The sequence below is a fragment of the Staphylococcus sp. HMSC034C12 genome, assembly GCF_001835895.1.
Lineage (GTDB): Bacteria > Bacillota > Bacilli > Staphylococcales > Staphylococcaceae > Staphylococcus > Staphylococcus hominis.
Genome location: NZ_KV826337.1, coordinates 16913 through 34829 on the forward strand (window position 1 = coordinate 16913; position 17917 = coordinate 34829).

The following is a 17917-nucleotide window of genomic DNA, read 5'->3' on the forward strand; positions in this document are numbered from 1 at the left end:
GATGTAACATTTCAATATTCAAATTACCATTTGATTTGATTATACGTTTGATCATTTAAAGAACGTACAATTTCAGTGATTAATCGTACTGAATTTTCATAATCATCGGTATGAAGAACAGATACATTTGAGTGCATATAGCGTAATGCCACACCAATAGCAATTGTTGGAATACCATCGTTAGCAACATGGATACTACCAGCATCTGTACCACCGCGTGGTGTAGTATCCCATTGAACCGTAATATAATGTTTTTTTGCCACTTCTTTAATATGTTGACGTAAGCCTTGATGTGCCACATTTGAAGCATCCATTAAAATAATTACTGGGCCGTCACCAATGGCTGTATCACTACCATATTGTGCCATTCCAGGTGTATCGTATGCGACCGCAACGTCGACTGCGATAGCTAAATCGGGGTTGATTTTATTTGCTGCGACTTTAGCGCCACGTAAACCAACTTCTTCTTGTACAGTGCCACCTGCATATAAATTAATACCGATCGATTCATCTTTAAGATTGTTAAGTACGTCAATAGCAAGTGCACAACCGTATCGATTATCAAATGCTTTGGCAGTTAAATATTTACCATTTGCAAGTTGTTCAAACTCACTATAAGGTGTAATCATATTTCCAATTTCAATACCGTATTGTTCAGCATCTGCTTTACTTCTAATACCAATATCAATAAACATGTCTTTGATATCGATAGACTTTTTGCGTGCTTCTGGTTCAAGTACATGTGGAGGTTTAGAACCAATAATACCTCGTATTTCTTTACCATCGTCAGTCGTGATGGTTACTTTTTGAGATAACATCACTTGGCTCCACCAACCGCCAATAGGTTGGAATTTAATAAACCCATTATTGTCAATTTTAGTGACGATGAATCCAATTTCATCTAAATGACCAGCTAACATTAATGATTTAGATCCCGTTTTACTTTCCTTTTTACCGAAGATACCACCCAAACCATCTTCGATAATCTCATCACTAATAGGTGTTAAATAGTCTCGCATTTTTTCTTTAACTTGGTATTCATAACCAGCGATACCATTAACATCTGTTAATGTTTTGAGCAATTCGATAGATTCTTTCATACATTGAGTCCTCCTAAAAACGTTGTTAAGTGTATTGTAGCATGGATAAAATGAATTTTATGAACAATAGTTTATCATATCTATGCAAATTAAATGTATCCCATTCATAGTTGGTAAGTGATATAATTTGTTTAAAATTAAATATGGGGAAGTAGATGAGCATAATGAAAAAAGTCTTAACATTATTTGTGTTGTCAGTGTTAAGTGTTTGTATATTAGGGGCTTGTAGTCAATCACGTTCAAAAACATACGAAGGTGATATTGATGGTAAGCATGTTCTTACAACATTAACTTATAAAAAAAATAAAGTGATTAAACAATCAACTGTCAGTACTTTAAAATATGATGATCTGGGAATGTCTAAACAAGAAGGTGAAAAATCTTTTAAAGACTATCGTCCATTAAAAGGGGAAAAGGGTGTAACATATACGCTAAGTAGTAAGCATCAAAAAATAGTTGAAAACATAGATATTGATTATAACAAAGCAAACTTAAAAGATGTTAGTCGTTACTTTGCATTAGCACATTATTCTAAAAACTATAAAAAAGTGACAATGGATGGTACGGTCAAAGAACTTAAAAAAATTGGATTCCAGAAAAAAAGCAATATGAATGAAGAATAATATAAAAGTGAGACAACCATTGGCTTAGATGGATTCTCTCACTTTTTTGTTGACTATTGAATAAGTTTTAATTTATAACTTGCGATATCTTCAATATGTCCATTTTTTCTTTTAATCACAATATGATCTCCTGTAATTTCATTTGGACTTTTAACACCTACTGCAGCTGCAACATTAAATAATCCCTCATGTAAACTCGTCACATAGTTTGTGACACGATATTGCTTTTCTTCAACAATTAAAGCCTTTTCTTTTTTAGGATCCGTTGTTGCGACGCCAACTGGGCAAGTATTTAAATGACATTGTTGGCTCATAATGCAACCAATGCTGATCATCATACCTCTTGCAATATTACATAAATCAGCACCAAGTCCAAGTGCAATGGCTATTTTATCTGGTGTAATAAGTTTTCCAGATGCGAATATCTTCATATATTTGCGTGCATCATAACGTTCTAAAACACCAGTAACGATTGGAAGGGCAGTAAAAAGTGGGAGGCCAACACCATCTTGTAATTCTTGGAAAGTTGCCCCTGTTCCACCTTCACCACCATCAACAGTAATAAAGTTTGGATAAATATCTAGGTTAATCATTTCTTGAACAAGGGCCTCAATTTCATCAACTCTGCTTACCACAATTTTAAATCCCACAGGTTTCTGACCGAGTTTTTGCAACTTAGCTACAAATTCTAATAACTCTTTCGGATTATTAATGAAATCGAAGCGGTTAGGTGAATTGATTGTCTTATAGGGTTCGATATTACGAATTTTAGCAATTTCTTCTGTAACTTTATTGCCCTCCATATGACCACCACGTGTCTTAGCACCTTGTGCAAGCTTAATTTCAAATGCTTTAACTTCTTTATGGTTTGCCACATTTAAGAAAGCTTCTTCACTAAAACCACCGTCTTTATCTCTCACGCCGAATAAACCTGGTCCAATTTGATAAATAATATCGCAGCCACCTTTAAGATGATATTCAGATAATCCGCCTTCTCCTGTATTCATCCATGAGCCAGCACGTGCAAGTCCTTGAGATAATGCAGTAATCGCACGACCACCTAATGAGCCATAACTCATACCAGATTGACCTACTAAACGTTTGACTTTAAAGGGGTGTGCTAATTCTTCGCCTATAATAACTGCATGATCATCTGATAAATAATAAGGATCAATGTTTTTGTTCTCACGATGCTCTTCACGTTTAAACAATCGTTCATTATCGATTGAATAAATAAATGTTGAAATCATTGAATGGTTATCAATTTGAAGTTCTGACTTTTGTAATGGAAACATAGTGTTTCGAATATAAAAACCTTCTTCATAGTTTTTTTCTGTACCAAAACTAGTCATTCTTGAATGATATTTACCTGCTAAAACGATATCAGTATATTGATTTCTTGAAAATGGTTTTCCTTCGGTATCATTTGCAAATAAATATTGACGTAATTCTGGTCCTATTTTCTCTGAAAAGTAACGTATTCTGCCTAATACAGGAAAGTTACGTAACACACTATGTTGTTCTTGTCTTTTATCTTTGAATAAAAGATATAACCCAACCATTAATATAGACAGTAACACCATAATAATAAGAATATTAACTATAAATTGCATGACAGTAAGTAATGTTGTCATGCCCATCCCCCCTTCATCCCCTTTATATTGTAAATCTTACATCAAAAAATTGTATTTACAAATAAAAATAAATAGATTTAATATTTATCTTTAAATATCAAATAATGAAAAAGTTAGGATCTCTTATGACAATAATGTTTTTAAATGATAAAGTACTATATACGTAGATCGTTGAGGTGATATATGAAAAAAGAAAAAGATGTGATCACACAAGTGGTATCAAAAAATCGATGGGGTAATCCTGAAATAATAAAAAAAGATTTTCTACTCATTCCTTTGTTTATCTTTTTCCAAATTTTAACGCCTATTATTATTGTTTTTGGTGTATTAGGTGTGACGGCTATGGTTACCCAACAACCACCGCCATCTTATTTATATAATGTGATGCTAAGTTTAAGTTTTGTGATTGCTCAATTTATTGTGTTAGGATTATTTTTCACATTACATAAGTTTTATATTGCGAGTGTTGTACGACGACAATATCGTATTGCGATTCATCAGTATTTGAAATTGATTATAATCACCGTAATCGTTAGTGTGATGTTATATTATGGTTTTAATGCATTGGCACACATATTACCGCATCCTTTTGGCTATGTAGATACACAAGCACAACGTCGTTTAGAAGGATTGTTTATTCATCCAAGTGCACTGATATTCACTTTTATTTCAGTAGTATTATTACGCCCCTTAATTGATGAGTTACTATTTCGTCATCTATTGATTCATGAATTAGGTAAAAAATTTAATCTTTTAGTAATGATGATTGTTAGTGTGTTAATAGAAACTATTGTCCAAGTATATGATTTAATTTCAATATTGGAAGCCATCCCTTACATGATTATTTCAATAGGTGCAGTGATTGTATATATGAAAAGTGGGAAAAATTTAGCAGCTTCCTATCTTTATCATAGTACTGTACAACTCATCATATTTATTATTACAATGATTGATAAGCTTGTTTAAATAGAAAGAATAGGAGAGTTATATGACTTCGGAACATAATGATACATACTACCAAACCTCAGAGCAGCGACCGATAAGAAATGAATTTGATTCAAAACGTATTGTTAAACGTGATTTTTGGCTCATACCTACATATTTAGTCATGAATATTGTTTTTCCGTTGATTCTTACATTTATTGTGATGGGAATAATTTCAGGCATCACAGGAGGTCATATATCGGAAAGTAAGTTTACAAAATATTATTTAGGATATGCGCAAGTCTTTACGTTAATTGGTCAATGTCTTGTATTAGTAGTCTTTTATTTAATGCATCGCAAAACCATTATTCCTATTGCCATCTCACGTTTCAAAGCTTTAAAAAAACATATTCCACTCATTATCATTGTGATGGTGGCCCTTTATGTGTTGCAAGGCGCATATGGTTATTTAATGGAATTTTTACCGAAACAATATCAGTTTGATGATACAGAAAATAACAAAATGATTATTAAAATGTTTGAAATCAATTGGCTTTGGCCTGTTTTATTTTTAGATATTGTGATTATTACACCTGTTGTAGAAGAATTATTATTTAGACATTTGTTAATTCATGAGTTAGGTAAAAAATTAACGTATGGTGTGATGTATGTCGTGTCAGTGCTCGGGTTTGCAGGATTACATATGACAAGTGCATCATCACCATTTGAAGTTGGCCCTTATTTAATTATGGCTACAGGATTTGTTGTGGCATATCACTTAAGTGGTCGAAATTTAGCGATGACGATTACCCTTCATATGATAAATAATTTTGTTTCTTTTATAGCGATTATTATGAGTATCATTTGGGGTTAAGAGTAAGAGGTAGAGTCATTGAAATTCAAAAAATAGTAACATTGAATTTCATTACTTTGCCTCTTTTTTTGTTATGATAAAAAAGAATATGTCATCCCATTAAAGAGTAAAGATAAGGAGGAAACGCTTGTGTTATTAGAAGTAAAACATCTGACCTATAAAGCAGATCAACGAACGATACTCAATAATATTAATTTTAAATTAGATCAAGGTGAAACCGTTGCAGTAGTTGGTCCTTCTGGAAGCGGAAAAAGTACATTCTTAAAGCAACTCAACAATTTAATTAGTCCGACTGAAGGAGAATTATTATTTAAAGGAAAACCATATGATGAGTATCGTCCTGAAGAATTACGTTCTAAAATTAGTTACATGATGCAACAAAGTGAATTATTTGGAACGACAGTAGGCGACAATATGGCTTTCCCAGCATTAACGCATTATGATCAATTTGATGAAGATAAAGCGAATGATTTACTTAATAAAGTCGGCTTATCAAATTATAGTCTAGATTCTAAAATAGAACATATGTCTGGGGGAGAACGTCAACGTATTGCTATTGCACGCCAGTTAATGTATCAACCAGAGATATTACTCCTAGATGAATCAACGAGTGCACTTGATACGCAAAATAAAGAAAAAATTGAAGATATTATCTTTAAATTAGCAGATGAAGGCGTCGCTATATTATGGATTACCCATAGTAATGATCAAAGTATGAGAAACTTTCAAAGAAGGATTACTATTAAAGATGGTCAGATTACAAATGAGGAGGTGTTAAATCATAATGAGTAATACAGCGCTTTGTTTAACAGCATTATTATTATTAATTCCTATTATTATTTCATATAAAGAAGGCTTACATATTATCAAAGATTTAGTCGTCGCTTCGATTAGAGCGGTGGTTCAATTATTAATTTTAGGATTGATATTAGAATATATTTTTAAAATTGATCAAGTATGGATATTATTGATTGCAGTATTAGTCATTATTATTAACGCTTCTTGGAATACCATTAATCGTGCATCGCCTGTTATGCATCATGTGTTTTGGATTTCTTTTGTTTCTATATTTATATCAACAGCAATTCCATTAGCATGTGCAGTGCTTGCTGGTGCCATCGATTTTAAAGCAAATGATGTCATTCCTATCGGCGGTATGCTTGCAAATAATGGTTTAATTGCCATTAATTTGGCATATCAAAATTTAGATCGTGCGTTCGTTCGAGATGTAGACGATATTGAATCTAAGTTAACATTAGCAGCAACGCCAAAGCTTGCGTCTAAAGGGGCGATTCGTGAAAGTATTCGTTTAGCGATTGTTCCAACAATTGATTCTGTAAAAACATATGGGTTAGTGTCTATTCCGGGTATGATGACAGGATTAATTATTGGAGGTATGGCACCATTACAAGCCATCAAATTCCAATTACTTGTTGTGTTTATTCATACTACTGCAACGATTATGTCTGCATTGATTGCAACGTATTTAAGTTATGGTCAATTCTTTAATGCACGTCATCAACTCGTAGCACGTACAACTAATATAAAAGACAATAACTAAATCTCAATGACATATTTTTTCGCACAAAAGTTTAAGAAATTATTATATAATGAAACAGTTACGAATGATAAAGGTTACCATTGCGTAACTGTTTTTTTATGCCAAAATATAGAAAGAAAGGAGTCCTATGCATGTCTGTCATGCGAGTGGCAACCTTCATTATTAGTGTGTTTATCGTCGGTATGGTTGAGATGATGGTTGCAGGAATTATGAATTTAATGAGTGAAGACCTCGGTGTCTCTGAAGCGATTATTGGTCAGCTTGTGACTTTATATGCATTAACCTTCGCTATTTGTGGACCCATACTTGTTAAGCTTACGAATCGCTTTGCAGTACGACCGGTCTTATTATGGACACTCGTTGCATTTATCATTGGAAATGCAATGATTGCGATGGCGCCTAACTTTACTATTTTAGTGATTGGACGTATCTTATCTTCAGCAGCCGCTTCACTCATTATCGTTAAAGTCTTAGCTTTAACAGCGATGTTAACGATACCTAAAAATAGAGGGAAAATGATTGGTGTCGTTTATACTGGATTTAGTGGGGCTAATGTATTTGGCGTCCCAATCGGTACGATGATTGGGGATGCAATAGGTTGGAGATTTACGTTCTTATTTATTATTATTGTGAGTGTGATAGCTGGTGTACTGATGATGGTATATTTACCATCAACATCAGAATTAAATCAAGTTCAACGTCAATGGGGTTCAACTTCAAATAAACAGCCAAATACATCTAAAATTTTAAGACCAGCAGAGGTAGTCAAATATTTAGCGATTACTTTTTTAATTTTAGTAGCCAATTCTGTGACATTTGTTTATATTAATCCTCTTATTTTGAATCATGGTCATCAAATGGGATTTGTATCATTGGCGTTATTAGTGAATGGGATTGCAGGAGTGATTGGTACGTCGTTAGGTGGCATATTAGCAGATAAACTTAGTAGTAAACGTTGGCTAATCATTGCCTTTTCTATTTTTATAGTTATGATGTTGATGATGAATCTTATTTTGCATACTGTTACCTTATTATTAATTGGATTGTTTATATGGAATATTGTACAGTGGAGTACCAATCCAGCAATTCAAAGTGGTATAATTGAACATGTTGAAGGTGATACGAGTCAAGTGATGAGTTGGAATATGTCGAGTCTGAATGCGGGAATAGGATTTGGAGGCATTATTGGAGGACTCGTTGTTTCAAATATCTCTGTTCAAGCAGTCACGATTGTGAGCGCAATAGTTGGAACTATGGGTCTTATTATTGTCATAAGTTTAAAAAATATGTCTTATATAAAAAATTAAGTAGGAAGTGGAACAGAATTCATTTTGAATTCATCGTTCCGCTTCTTTTTATTTATATATATAACAATAAGGTGTTTGAGGAGAATAAGATGACCACGGCATAGTGTGGTATGTTGCAAAATAGATTAAATCATCTATCATATGTTTACTGAGATGACGTTCATGTTCTAATGAGTTCACACCATGCGCTTTTAAAATCTCTAATTTTCCAAACCAAAACACTAAATCTAAAATATGATAAGCAGATTGAAACGGTGATACATTAGAAAGGCACCAGTCAAAACGTAATTTCCAACAATGGCGATTGTTTTCAAGTTGATTTAAAAATGAAATCGCAGGTGTTTCAAAATAATGAGTTGTCACCATAAGGGCTTGGTCTTTACCAGTTTGAACTTGAGAAATGTGAAGGTGTATATCATTTAATTTCATAACTTCTACAAAGCGTTCAGATGATAGTTTTCTAGATTCATTACGAATATAGATATTGCCTTCCTCTTTCGTAGTACCTATAACAACTGGTTTAGTAAATTGAGAAAGAGGACGAGACATGTTTGACTCTTGAATAGGTGCATAAATCAATTCAAGACCTTTTGATTTCCCACGTGATGCTTCATCATAAGCCATTAATGATAATATATCTAAAGTTGTTAAGTGAGTAATACTTTTTTTAGGACAATAGGCATCTTTCAGATAGGCAAAATGGGCTGCTTTCTTTTGTCCTAATAAATGAGAATCAAGACGTAGCGTTCCGCTTAATAACATCACTTGATGATAGTATTTGTCTAATTCTGGTCGTTGCATTAATGCCATAATACTCATACTACCAGCAGACTGTCCCATTAATGTTATATTGTTTGAATCTCCACCGAAATATTTAATAAACGTATGTACCCATTTGAGTGCATTAATTTGATCAGACAAACCATTGTTTTTATTATAATCGCTATTGAAGTAAGACCAGTCTAAAAACCCTAAAGCACCTAAACGATAATTAAACGTAATTACAATGACATCATGTCGAGCAACAATATGTTCAGGTGTATAAAGTTCCTGAGAACCATGTCCGTTCACAAAGCCACCACCATAAAAATAGATAATGACAGGCTTATTGTTATATTGATTGTTTTGACACCAAATATTTAAATATAAGCAGTCTTCACTTTGGTTAAATAATTGAGCATGTGATGAGAAGAAGGTTTCGAGTTTGTTGTATGGTTGTGGTGGTATAGATTTAAACGATGTTGCCTCAATGGTCTTATCCCAAGTTTTTAAGCATTTCGAGTGTTTAAATCGATGTTCATTGATAGGTTTATCAGCATAAGGAATCCCGAGAAAGTAATTAATTTTCTTTTTAGTATAGCCTTTAATATCTCCGCCATGTGTTTTAATTAAAGTCAATAGTATCATCTCCATACTTATCTTATGTCTAATATAACATTAAAAAAAACGTCTGAAACAAGTTGAGACTATTCTCTAACTTGTTTCAGACGTTTGAATGATTATTCGTTACCTTTAGCAGCTGCTTCAGCTTCTTCTGGTGAGCCGTCTTTCATTTTTTTATTGATTTTCTTAGCACGTTTGAAGTAAATACTATTGAAGTGACTTGAAGAACCAATTTTATAAAAAATGAGTGACAACACAATAATAGCAATAAAGTCATATGGGTAGTGAATCCAGTTCATACCTTTAAATTCCTTACTACCTACAAATGACATAGCAGCTAATAAAATAAGATAGACAATAATCCATAAGCTACCGCCAATTTGTTTTTTAGTATTTTTCCAATTCATTTTATATTCATAGAAGAAGTAAATTGGTAACCCTAAAATAATAATTAAAATAACTTCTGCTGTAGTAGGCCACATTGCCCAATAAATGGCCAATGATGCTAATACGAATGATAAAGGTGCCATGATTTTTAATAATTTACCACGGAAGGGACGATGCAATTTAGGCCCCATTTTACGTAACGCAATAACGGTAGTAGGGCCTGTAAGATAGGCTACTAATGTTGCAGTTGAAATAACAGCTGCAAGTACCCCCCAATCGCGGAATAACGTTACCATGATCATACTCATGACAGCATTAAATGCAATCGCAACACGTGGAATATTATATTTTGAATTAATTTTTCCTAAGAATTTAGGAATATGACCATTTTTTTCCATAGCGCTTAATACGCGACCAGTAATGGCTACAAATGATACACCAGTACCAAATGGAGATACTACGGCTTCAATATAAAGTAAAATGGCTAACCAATTAATACTTAATAAAATTGCCATGTCTGCAAATGGTGAATTAAAGTTAATACCGTGCCAACCATGTGAATGAATCATTGATTGTGGCATTGAAGTGATAAATGTACTTTGTAAGATAATATATAAAATTGCACTTAATATTAGTGAAATGCCGATACCACGTGCAATGTTTTTCTCAGGATTTTTAATTTCTGAGCCCATATTAATGATCGTTTGGAATGCATTAAATGAGAAGATAATACCTGATGTTGTTGTTGCTGCAAAGATAGGAGCACTACCATATGGCATAAATGTATTCAAGGAATGACCATAGTTTCCTGAATCAAACCCTGAGATCGTTAACATAATAATTGTTAGGAGTGGCACCCCTAATTTAAATACAGAAATTAAACTTGTAAATGAGGTTAATAATTTTACAGACCAATAATTTAATAATGAAAAGACAATGATGATAATGTAAACAACAAATAAACCAACTGTACTTATAGAACCATTATGCATCAATGCCTGAGTTGGCTTAGCCCAGTCCCAAGGCCAAGAGCTGATATATTGGACTGCAGATACTGCTTCAATTGGAATAATCGTTACGAGTGAGACCCAATTTGCCCATGCAGCAATGAAGCCAAGTAATGAACCATGTGTATATTGAGCATAGTTACTCATGCCACCAGATTGTGGAAACATTGTTCCTATTTCAATATAGTTATAAGAAATCGTTCCAATAACTATGAAGCCTATGACCCATGAGATAATGGCTGCTGGTCCAGCAACTGAAGATGCTTCCCAAGCTCCAAAGAGCCAACCAGAACCAATTAACGAACCTAAACCGAGTAACACGAGTTGCGTCAAGCTAATTTTATTATCGTTTTTATTCTTTCCCATAAATACTCCTTTTAATTTATTTTATTTTTTATAAAAAAAACACGATATAATTATACGCTTATCATTTAATTAGTCAAACTAAATATTTAAGAGATTTCAAAATATTATTAAAAGGAGTTTATTAAATTTTTTCTATAATATAATGATGATAATGTTATGAAAAAGTATGTAGTGAAACCGATGTAGAAAGGGAATAAATGATAAATAAAAATAGAGATGATAGGCATAGAATCGTATGATTTGAAATAATACAAAAAACCCTGTAAAGAAGTTTTCTTTACAGGGTTAAAACATTTAATTAATATTTTTGGTCACCATTTAATTTAACTAGGATTTTAGCTTGTGATTTATCATTAACTAATTGATTGAATCCTGATTCAACGATGTCAGCTAATTCAATTTTATCTGTGACAACGCTCTTAACATCTAAGCTGCCATTTGCGATTAAATCAATTGTTTGTTGGAATGTTGTTGGTGTATAAGCAATAGTAGACGTTAATTTAACACCAGAGTTTGTCAATAACATTGGATCAAAGTTAACTTCGTGTGCAAAGATTGAAACAATGACAACACTACCTCTTGGGCGTGTTACTTTTACAGATTGTGCTAATGTTACGCCAACACCAGCTACTTCAAAGGTTACATCTACACCGTTTTCAGTATGTTCGTTTACGAATTCTAATGGGTCAGTATTACCAGAGTTTACAACGTGAGTTGCGCCCACTTCTTTAGCTTTAGCTAAACGTTCTTCTGATAAATCAAATACAAAGATTTTACTAGCACCAGCTGCTTTAGCTGCAACGACTGTTAATAAACCAATTGGACCTGCACCAAAGATAGCCACTGTATCACCAAATAATAAGTTACCTTCTTTAACAGCTTGCACTGCTACTGCTGTTGGTTCAACTAATGCACCTTCTTGAGCAGACACATTTTCAGGTAAGTGATACACATTGTCTTCAGGTGCATTAGTAAATTCAGCGAAACCACCATCTGAACCCAATCCGATGAATGTATACCCATCATATAAATCTAAATTTTCTTCTTTTTCACGTGCAGAAACAGTTGGGTTTACAACGACACGGTCACCTTTTTTATATTTTGTAACGTCTTTCCCCACTTCTTCAACGATACCTGAGAATTCATGTCCTAAAGTTACAGGTGCTTTTTGACCTAAGAATGGATCAGGTTTGTCAGTGGAAATAAATACTGGACCTTCTAAATATTCGTGTAAGTCAGTACCACAAATACCAGCCCAAGATACTTTAACTTTTACTTCGTTATCTTTTAATTCTTTTGGTTCACGATCTTCAACGCGAACATCTTTTTGACCATACCATACTGCTGCTTTCATGATATATAACATCCCTTTCATAATAAAAAACACTTTGTAATTATAGATTAATACGAGGAACTCAGAAATTCAAATATATATAAATGAATTGTTAAACACTTTAGAAAAATTTGACAATTTTTCGAACTTTAATTGTAGACAATATAAAAAAGTTGGAATGTACTATTTACAAAGAATAGTTGTATATAAGTAATGTTAAATTTAAAAACTTAAAAAAATAATTAGGTAAAAAAATTAATTATTACATATAAATAATGTTTCAAAAAATTATAAAGGGTATATAAGTATAGGTGGTGGAATTTTAACGATTTCTATTAAAATTCAATTTTTTAAAACTTTATTACGTAATGGCCATATGGTTCTTGATTGAGACAATCAAAAATAGAATACTTTGGCTTTTTTGTATTTAAAATATTCCATCATTAATACGATAGAAGGGGACATCCTATGACGCTTAGTATAAAGAACCTTACTAAAATTTATTCTGGAAATAAGAAAGCAGTCGATAATATTTCTTTAAATATTGAAGCTGGAGAATTTGTTGCATTTATTGGAACAAGTGGTAGTGGTAAAACAACAGCATTAAGAATGATTAATCGCATGATTGAACCTACAGAGGGTTCAATTGAAATGAATGGTAAAGATGTACGTAACATGAATCCAGTAGAATTACGTCGTAGTATTGGATACGTGATTCAACAAATTGGATTAATGCCACATATGACTATCAGAGAAAATATTGTGCTCGTTCCAAAACTTTTAAAATGGTCTAAAGAAAAGAAAGATGCTAAAGCAAAAGAGTTGATTAAATTAGTCGATTTACCTGAGGATTACTTAGATCGTTATCCGTCTGAATTGTCGGGTGGACAACAACAACGTATTGGTGTAGTTAGAGCGCTTGCAGCAGAACAAGACATTATTTTGATGGACGAACCGTTCGGTGCATTAGATCCTATAACTAGAGATACATTACAAGATTTAGTTAAAGATTTACAAAAAAAGTTAGGAAAAACATTTATTTTTGTAACTCATGATATGGATGAAGCGATTAAGCTAGCAGACAAAATTTGTATTATGTCGAAAGGCCAAATTGTTCAATATGATACACCGGACAATATTTTAAGATATCCAGCAAATGATTTTGTTAGAGAATTTATTGGACAAAATAGACTGATTCAAGATCGACCAAACATGAGAACGGTTGAAGATGCAATGATCAAACCTATCACTATTCAAGCTGACGATTCTCTTAATGATGCAGTCAATATTATGAGAAAACATCGTATAGACACTATTTTTGTAGTGAATAATAAACATCGTCTTTTAGGTTTTTTAGATATTGAAGATATAAACCAAGGATTACGTCAAGGTAAAGAATTAATTGATACGATGCAGCGTGATGTTTATAAAGTACATATCGATTCAAAACTACAAGATTCAGTACGAACTATTTTAAAGCGTAATGTACGTAATGTGCCTGTAGTAGATGATCATCATACATTAATTGGACTGATTACACGCGCAAACTTAGTAGATATTGTGTATGACTCCATTTGGGGTGAAGATAATGAAACGAGTCACTCTTCTAAAACCTATTCAAATGAAGTTGAGCGAGAGAATGAACGTCAAAATGAAACACAACAACGTTTAACATCGCAAGGTACACAACGTTATCATGAAGATATTATGAACGGAACAGATAGAGAACATACCCATAATACGGATGATACGGGAGTGGATCGTTAATGAGAGACTTTTTTGCACAATACGGAGAAGAACTCGTATCGAAAACGATAGAACATTTCTATATTTCTATTATTTCGTTACTTATTGCTATTGTCGTAGCTGTACCACTTGGTATTTTATTATCAAAAACAAAACGTACGGCGAATGTTGTATTGACTATTGCAGGTGTACTTCAAACGGTACCAACACTTGCCATTTTAGCGCTTATGATTCCAATTTTTGGTGTAGGTAAGACACCAGCAATTGTAGCTTTATTTATCTATGTATTATTACCTATCTTAAATAATACAGTATTAGGAGTTCAAAATATTGATAAAAACATTATTGAAGCTGGAACAAGTATGGGGATGACAAAACTTCAATTAATGAAAGATGTGGAATTACCCCTTGCCTTGCCATTAATTATTAGTGGTATACGTCTTGCAAGTGTATATGTCATTAGCTGGGCTACACTTGCGAGTTATATTGGTGCAGGTGGTCTAGGTGATTTAGTATTTAATGGCTTAACTCTCTATGAACCACCAATGATTATTAGTGCTACAATTTTAGTGACTTGTTTAGCACTAATTGTGGATTTCTTATTATCTTTAGTTGAAAAATGGGCTGTACCTAAAGGTCTTAAAGTATCTAGATAGTTTAAAAGGGAGGAATGAACAGCTATGAAAAATATTAAATATATATTTATCGTTCTTGCATTGTCTCTCATCGTATTATCTGGATGCGGCTTACCCGGTTTAGGTGACAGTAATTCGAAAGACAGTGTGAAAATTACAGCGACTGAAAGTAGTGAAACCAAAATAGTAGCAAATATTGAGAAATTAATGATTGAACATTATACAAATGGAGATATCAAACCAATCATTATTGGAAATTTAGGTTCAAGTATTGTTCAACATAATGCACTTATGCGTGGAGATGCTAATATGTCAGCGGTGCGTTTTACAGGAACAGAGTTAACCAGTGTACTCGATGCACCCCCAACTAGAGATGCGAATAAAGCCATGGATGAGTCACAGCGATTATTTAAAAAGAAATATGATCAAAAATATTATCATTCACTTGGCTTTGAAAACACGTATGCGTTTATGGTAACAAAAGAAACTGCTGATAAATATCACTTAGAAAAAGTATCAGACTTAGAAAAATATAAAGATCAGTTACGCTTGGGTATGGATACTCAATGGATGAATCGTGCCGGAGATGGATACCCAGCTTTCCAAAAAGAGTATGGCTTTAAGTTCAAAAGTGCACGTCCAATGCAAATTGGTTTAGTGTATGATGCACTTAAAAACAAAAAATTAGATATTGCCGTTGGTTACTCCACAGACGGACGTATTGCGGCATATAATTTGAAAATCTTAAAAGATGACCGTAACTTTTTCCCTCCATATGATGGCAGTCCATTAGCCACAGAAGAATTAATTAAAGACCATCCAGAGATTGATAAAGCTTTAACAAAATTAGAAAATACAATAAGTACAAAAGAAATGCAAAAACTGAATTATGAAGCAGATGGAAAAGGAAAAGAACCAGCCGTCATTGCAGAAGAATTTATTAAAAAACATAACTATTTTGAAGATAAGAAAGGTGGTCAATAACAGTGAAAGGGAATTTGTTAAGTTCGCTTTATGAATATTACACTTTGAATTTTGGCTATCTGATGGAACTCTTTTTTAAACATTTATTAATGTCTATATATGGAGTATTGTTTGCATGTATTATTGGCATTCCAATTGGTATTTTAATTGCACGTTATTCAAAAATAGCATGGCCAGTGATTACTATTGCTAATGTTATTCAAACCGTGCCAGCCATTGCAATGCTTGCTATACTGATGTTGGCGTTAGGGCTCGGTCCATCAACAGTTGTATTTGCAGTGTTTTTATATTCCTTGCTACCGATTATTAAAAACACCTACACAGGTATGACAGAGGTTGACTACAATATTAAAGACGCAGGTAAAGGTATGGGAATGACTAATAATCAAGTTATGCGTATGATTGAGCTTCCACTATCGTTATCTGTGATCATCGGTGGTATTCGTATTGCACTTGTTGTAGCAATAGGAATTGTTGCTATTGGTTCGTTTATTGGCGCACCGACGTTAGGAGACATTATTATTCGTGGAACCAATTCTACTGATGGTACAGTCTTTATTCTTGCAGGTGCGATTCCAATTGCATTAATTGCTATTTTAATTGATATTGGTCTACGTTTATTAGAGAAAAAATTAGATCCCACACATCGTTCTAGTAAACAAGTACAAAGTTTAAGATAAATTAAAAGCGTTGCTTAGACGATGACTAAGTTGTTACTTAGTTCGTCAGCAACGCTTTTTTTATTAGAATAATAGTGAAGCAAGTGGTGGTACGATTACAACAATAATCACACCTACAATCACTACTGCAATACTTCCCATTGATTCTTCTGTTTCTCCTAGTTCTTTAGCAGCGGCAACACCAAGTGTGTGTCCACTTGTACCAAGAGCTAAACCACGTGCAATTGGATTTGAAATTTTAAACATTTTTACAATTTTTCCACCTAATGCTGAAATAACGACAGCGTTAAGGATAACTGCTAATGATGTTAATTCTTTTACACCACCGATACCGTCAGATACTGGTAAGGCAATCGCAGTTGTTGCAGCTTGAGGTAACATAGACGCACTAATTTGATCACCTAAGTGGAATAATGTTGCAACTAAATAGATTAAGATTAAAGCTACTAGTGTACCCACAGCAATACCACCAAAAATTTGTAACCAATATTTTCTAAGTACTTGACGTTTTTTATAAAGTGGAATCGCGAAACTAATTGTTGCAGCTTCTAAGAAGAAGTTGATAATATCTCCACCAATTTTATAGTTATCATAACTAATACCTGTTACTTTTAAAAAGACAATTCCTGCCACCATCGCTACAAATAAAGGTGCCAGTAGGAAAAAGCCATTTGTTTTTTTATAGAAATATTGTGCAATAATATATGGAATTAATGAGACTAAAATACCAAAATAAGGTGTTGTAATACCTAAGTGATCAGCCATTAGTTTTCCTCCTTAAGTCGTGTTTTTTCATTTTGTTCTTCAGTAGGGAATAATGTTTTTGTTACAAATAATTGTGATACATAGCCCACACTGACTAATAATAATAATGTTGAAATAATAATTAATAGAATAATTAAAATTGGATGTTGACTTAAAAGTGGTAACGAATTAATAACTGATACACCGGCTGGTACGAATAAGAAGCCGATATTATTTGTTAGAGCGGTTCCCACACCCTCTACTTGACGTAATTTTACGACTCCTGAACTTAATAAAATAAATAATAATACGAGTCCGATTACCGATGCAGGCATTGGAAACGGAATAAATGATTCAATAATTTTTGAAACAAATAATACAGCAACAATAGTTAATACTTGGATAAAGAAATTGTAAGTTTTACCTGCTTTCTTATTTCCTTGAGTATTAGCGGTAGTTGAATTGTTTTTCGCCATATTGATACTCTCCCTCTTTTTCTTTTCTCTTGATGTTAGTATAAAATGAAACCGCTTTCTTGAGTTAGATTTAGAAGTGAGTTACGAAAATTAATAGGTGAGTTGCAGTATTTTCCAGTTGAAAATCAGAAAGTGTTTATAGAACAATAAATG

Annotated in this window: 17 protein-coding genes; 10 read left to right on the forward strand and 7 right to left on the reverse strand. The window is 33.1% G+C overall.

Annotation, left to right across the window (positions count from 1 at the left end):
- Positions 1-23: 23 nt before the first annotated feature.
- A complete protein-coding gene (locus tag HMPREF2629_RS08035) occupies positions 24-1100 on the reverse strand; it encodes a M42 family metallopeptidase (RefSeq protein ID WP_049379304.1) in 1077 nt (358 codons plus the stop codon).
- A gap of 164 nt (positions 1101-1264) precedes the next feature.
- Between HMPREF2629_RS08035 and HMPREF2629_RS08040 the strand changes: the two genes are divergently transcribed.
- The gene (locus HMPREF2629_RS08040; protein ID WP_064617396.1) at positions 1265-1723 is read left to right on the forward strand and encodes a DUF1307 domain-containing protein; all 459 of its coding nucleotides are present in this window, start codon (positions 1265-1267) and stop codon (positions 1721-1723) included.
- Between the two features lie 53 nt (positions 1724-1776).
- Here the strand turns inward: HMPREF2629_RS08040 and HMPREF2629_RS08045 are convergent, their stop codons facing one another.
- Positions 1777-3357 carry an FMN-binding glutamate synthase family protein gene (locus HMPREF2629_RS08045; RefSeq protein WP_049434366.1) on the reverse strand — a complete coding sequence of 527 codons (1581 nt, stop codon included), beginning with the start codon at positions 3355-3357 and terminating at the stop codon, positions 1777-1779.
- 183 nt (positions 3358-3540) lie between these two features.
- On the opposite strand from HMPREF2629_RS08045, the gene lnsB reads away from it, so the two are divergent.
- The 5 genes from lnsB to HMPREF2629_RS08070 all read left to right on the forward strand — a co-directional run bounded on the left by lnsB (position 3541) and on the right by HMPREF2629_RS08070 (position 8023).
- Positions 3541-4323 (forward strand): CPBP family lipoprotein N-acylation protein LnsB, encoded by a 783-nt coding sequence (gene lnsB, locus HMPREF2629_RS08050; RefSeq protein ID WP_049434364.1) that lies wholly within the window; start codon positions 3541-3543, stop codon positions 4321-4323.
- Between the two features lie 22 nt (positions 4324-4345).
- Positions 4346-5155: a CPBP family intramembrane glutamic endopeptidase gene (locus tag HMPREF2629_RS08055; protein ID WP_049434362.1), complete on the forward strand. Its 810-nt coding sequence runs from the start codon at positions 4346-4348 to the stop codon at positions 5153-5155.
- Between the two features lie 129 nt (positions 5156-5284).
- Positions 5285-5947, forward strand: coding sequence for an ABC transporter ATP-binding protein (locus HMPREF2629_RS08060; protein ID WP_019835003.1), 663 nt, complete (start codon positions 5285-5287; stop codon positions 5945-5947).
- The gene (gene fetB, locus HMPREF2629_RS08065; RefSeq protein WP_019835004.1) at positions 5940-6716 is read left to right on the forward strand and encodes an ABC transporter permease; all 777 of its coding nucleotides are present in this window, start codon (positions 5940-5942) and stop codon (positions 6714-6716) included. Before HMPREF2629_RS08060 ends, fetB begins: the two co-directional genes overlap by 8 nt.
- 131 nt (positions 6717-6847) lie before the next feature.
- The gene (locus HMPREF2629_RS08070) at positions 6848-8023 is read left to right on the forward strand and encodes an MFS transporter (protein WP_070813272.1); all 1176 of its coding nucleotides are present in this window, start codon (positions 6848-6850) and stop codon (positions 8021-8023) included.
- Positions 8024-8071: 48 nt separating this feature from the next.
- Here the strand turns inward: HMPREF2629_RS08070 and HMPREF2629_RS08075 are convergent, their stop codons facing one another.
- The 3 genes from HMPREF2629_RS08075 to HMPREF2629_RS08085 form a co-directional block, all read right to left on the reverse strand.
- Complete coding sequence (locus tag HMPREF2629_RS08075; protein WP_049413713.1) at positions 8072-9421, reverse strand: carboxylesterase family protein; 1350 nt, start codon at positions 9419-9421, stop codon at positions 8072-8074.
- 101 nt (positions 9422-9522) lie between these two features.
- Positions 9523-11166: an APC family permease gene (locus HMPREF2629_RS08080; RefSeq protein WP_049413714.1), complete on the reverse strand. Its 1644-nt coding sequence runs from the start codon at positions 11164-11166 to the stop codon at positions 9523-9525.
- A gap of 298 nt (positions 11167-11464) precedes the next feature.
- Positions 11465-12520 carry a 2,3-butanediol dehydrogenase gene (locus HMPREF2629_RS08085; RefSeq protein ID WP_029376761.1) on the reverse strand — a complete coding sequence of 352 codons (1056 nt, stop codon included), beginning with the start codon at positions 12518-12520 and terminating at the stop codon, positions 11465-11467.
- 447 nt (positions 12521-12967) lie between these two features.
- On the opposite strand from HMPREF2629_RS08085, the gene HMPREF2629_RS08090 reads away from it, so the two are divergent.
- The 4 genes from HMPREF2629_RS08090 to HMPREF2629_RS08105 are packed head-to-tail and all read left to right on the forward strand — an operon-like array spanning position 12968 to position 16544.
- Positions 12968-14266, forward strand: coding sequence for a betaine/proline/choline family ABC transporter ATP-binding protein (locus HMPREF2629_RS08090; RefSeq protein ID WP_049382408.1), 1299 nt, complete (start codon positions 12968-12970; stop codon positions 14264-14266).
- On the forward strand, positions 14266-14901 hold the full coding sequence (locus HMPREF2629_RS08095; protein ID WP_017174996.1) for an ABC transporter permease: 636 nt from the start codon (positions 14266-14268) through the stop codon (positions 14899-14901). Before HMPREF2629_RS08090 ends, HMPREF2629_RS08095 begins: the two co-directional genes overlap by 1 nt.
- Positions 14902-14925: 24 nt before the next feature.
- Positions 14926-15864, forward strand: coding sequence for an osmoprotectant ABC transporter substrate-binding protein (locus tag HMPREF2629_RS08100; protein WP_049382407.1), 939 nt, complete (start codon positions 14926-14928; stop codon positions 15862-15864).
- Between the two features lie 2 nt (positions 15865-15866).
- Positions 15867-16544, forward strand: coding sequence for an ABC transporter permease (locus HMPREF2629_RS08105; protein WP_049382406.1), 678 nt, complete (start codon positions 15867-15869; stop codon positions 16542-16544).
- A gap of 63 nt (positions 16545-16607) precedes the next feature.
- Here the strand turns inward: HMPREF2629_RS08105 and lrgB are convergent, their stop codons facing one another.
- Both lrgB and lrgA read right to left on the reverse strand, forming a co-directional pair.
- Complete coding sequence (gene lrgB / locus HMPREF2629_RS08110) at positions 16608-17309, reverse strand: antiholin-like protein LrgB (RefSeq protein WP_002448343.1); 702 nt, start codon at positions 17307-17309, stop codon at positions 16608-16610.
- Positions 17309-17764, reverse strand: a complete 456-nt coding sequence (gene lrgA / locus HMPREF2629_RS08115; RefSeq protein WP_017174993.1) for an antiholin-like murein hydrolase modulator LrgA — start codon at positions 17762-17764, stop codon at positions 17309-17311. The genes lrgB and lrgA overlap by 1 nt, the downstream gene beginning before the upstream one ends.
- Positions 17765-17917 lie beyond the last annotated feature (153 nt).

Coding starts and splice junctions, on each gene's coding strand:
- fetB (WP_019835004.1), top strand. CDS start 5,940: ATGAGTAATACAGCGCTTTGTTTAACAGCATTATTATTATTAATTCCT.
- HMPREF2629_RS08070 (WP_070813272.1), top strand. CDS start 6,848: ATGTCTGTCATGCGAGTGGCAACCTTCATTATTAGTGTGTTTATCGTC.
- HMPREF2629_RS08100 (WP_049382407.1), top strand. CDS start 14,926: ATGAAAAATATTAAATATATATTTATCGTTCTTGCATTGTCTCTCATC.
- HMPREF2629_RS08055 (WP_049434362.1), top strand. CDS start 4,346: ATGACTTCGGAACATAATGATACATACTACCAAACCTCAGAGCAGCGA.
- lrgA (WP_017174993.1), bottom strand. CDS start 17,764: ATGGCGAAAAACAATTCAACTACCGCTAATACTCAAGGAAATAAGAAA.
- HMPREF2629_RS08095 (WP_017174996.1), top strand. CDS start 14,266: ATGAGAGACTTTTTTGCACAATACGGAGAAGAACTCGTATCGAAAACG.
- lrgB (WP_002448343.1), bottom strand. CDS start 17,309: ATGGCTGATCACTTAGGTATTACAACACCTTATTTTGGTATTTTAGTC.
- lnsB (WP_049434364.1), top strand. CDS start 3,541: ATGAAAAAAGAAAAAGATGTGATCACACAAGTGGTATCAAAAAATCGA.
- HMPREF2629_RS08090 (WP_049382408.1), top strand. CDS start 12,968: ATGACGCTTAGTATAAAGAACCTTACTAAAATTTATTCTGGAAATAAG.
- HMPREF2629_RS08045 (WP_049434366.1), bottom strand. CDS start 3,357: ATGACAACATTACTTACTGTCATGCAATTTATAGTTAATATTCTTATT.
- HMPREF2629_RS08080 (WP_049413714.1), bottom strand. CDS start 11,166: ATGGGAAAGAATAAAAACGATAATAAAATTAGCTTGACGCAACTCGTG.
- HMPREF2629_RS08085 (WP_029376761.1), bottom strand. CDS start 12,520: ATGAAAGCAGCAGTATGGTATGGTCAAAAAGATGTTCGCGTTGAAGAT.
- HMPREF2629_RS08035 (WP_049379304.1), bottom strand. CDS start 1,100: ATGAAAGAATCTATCGAATTGCTCAAAACATTAACAGATGTTAATGGT.
- HMPREF2629_RS08040 (WP_064617396.1), top strand. CDS start 1,265: ATGAAAAAAGTCTTAACATTATTTGTGTTGTCAGTGTTAAGTGTTTGT.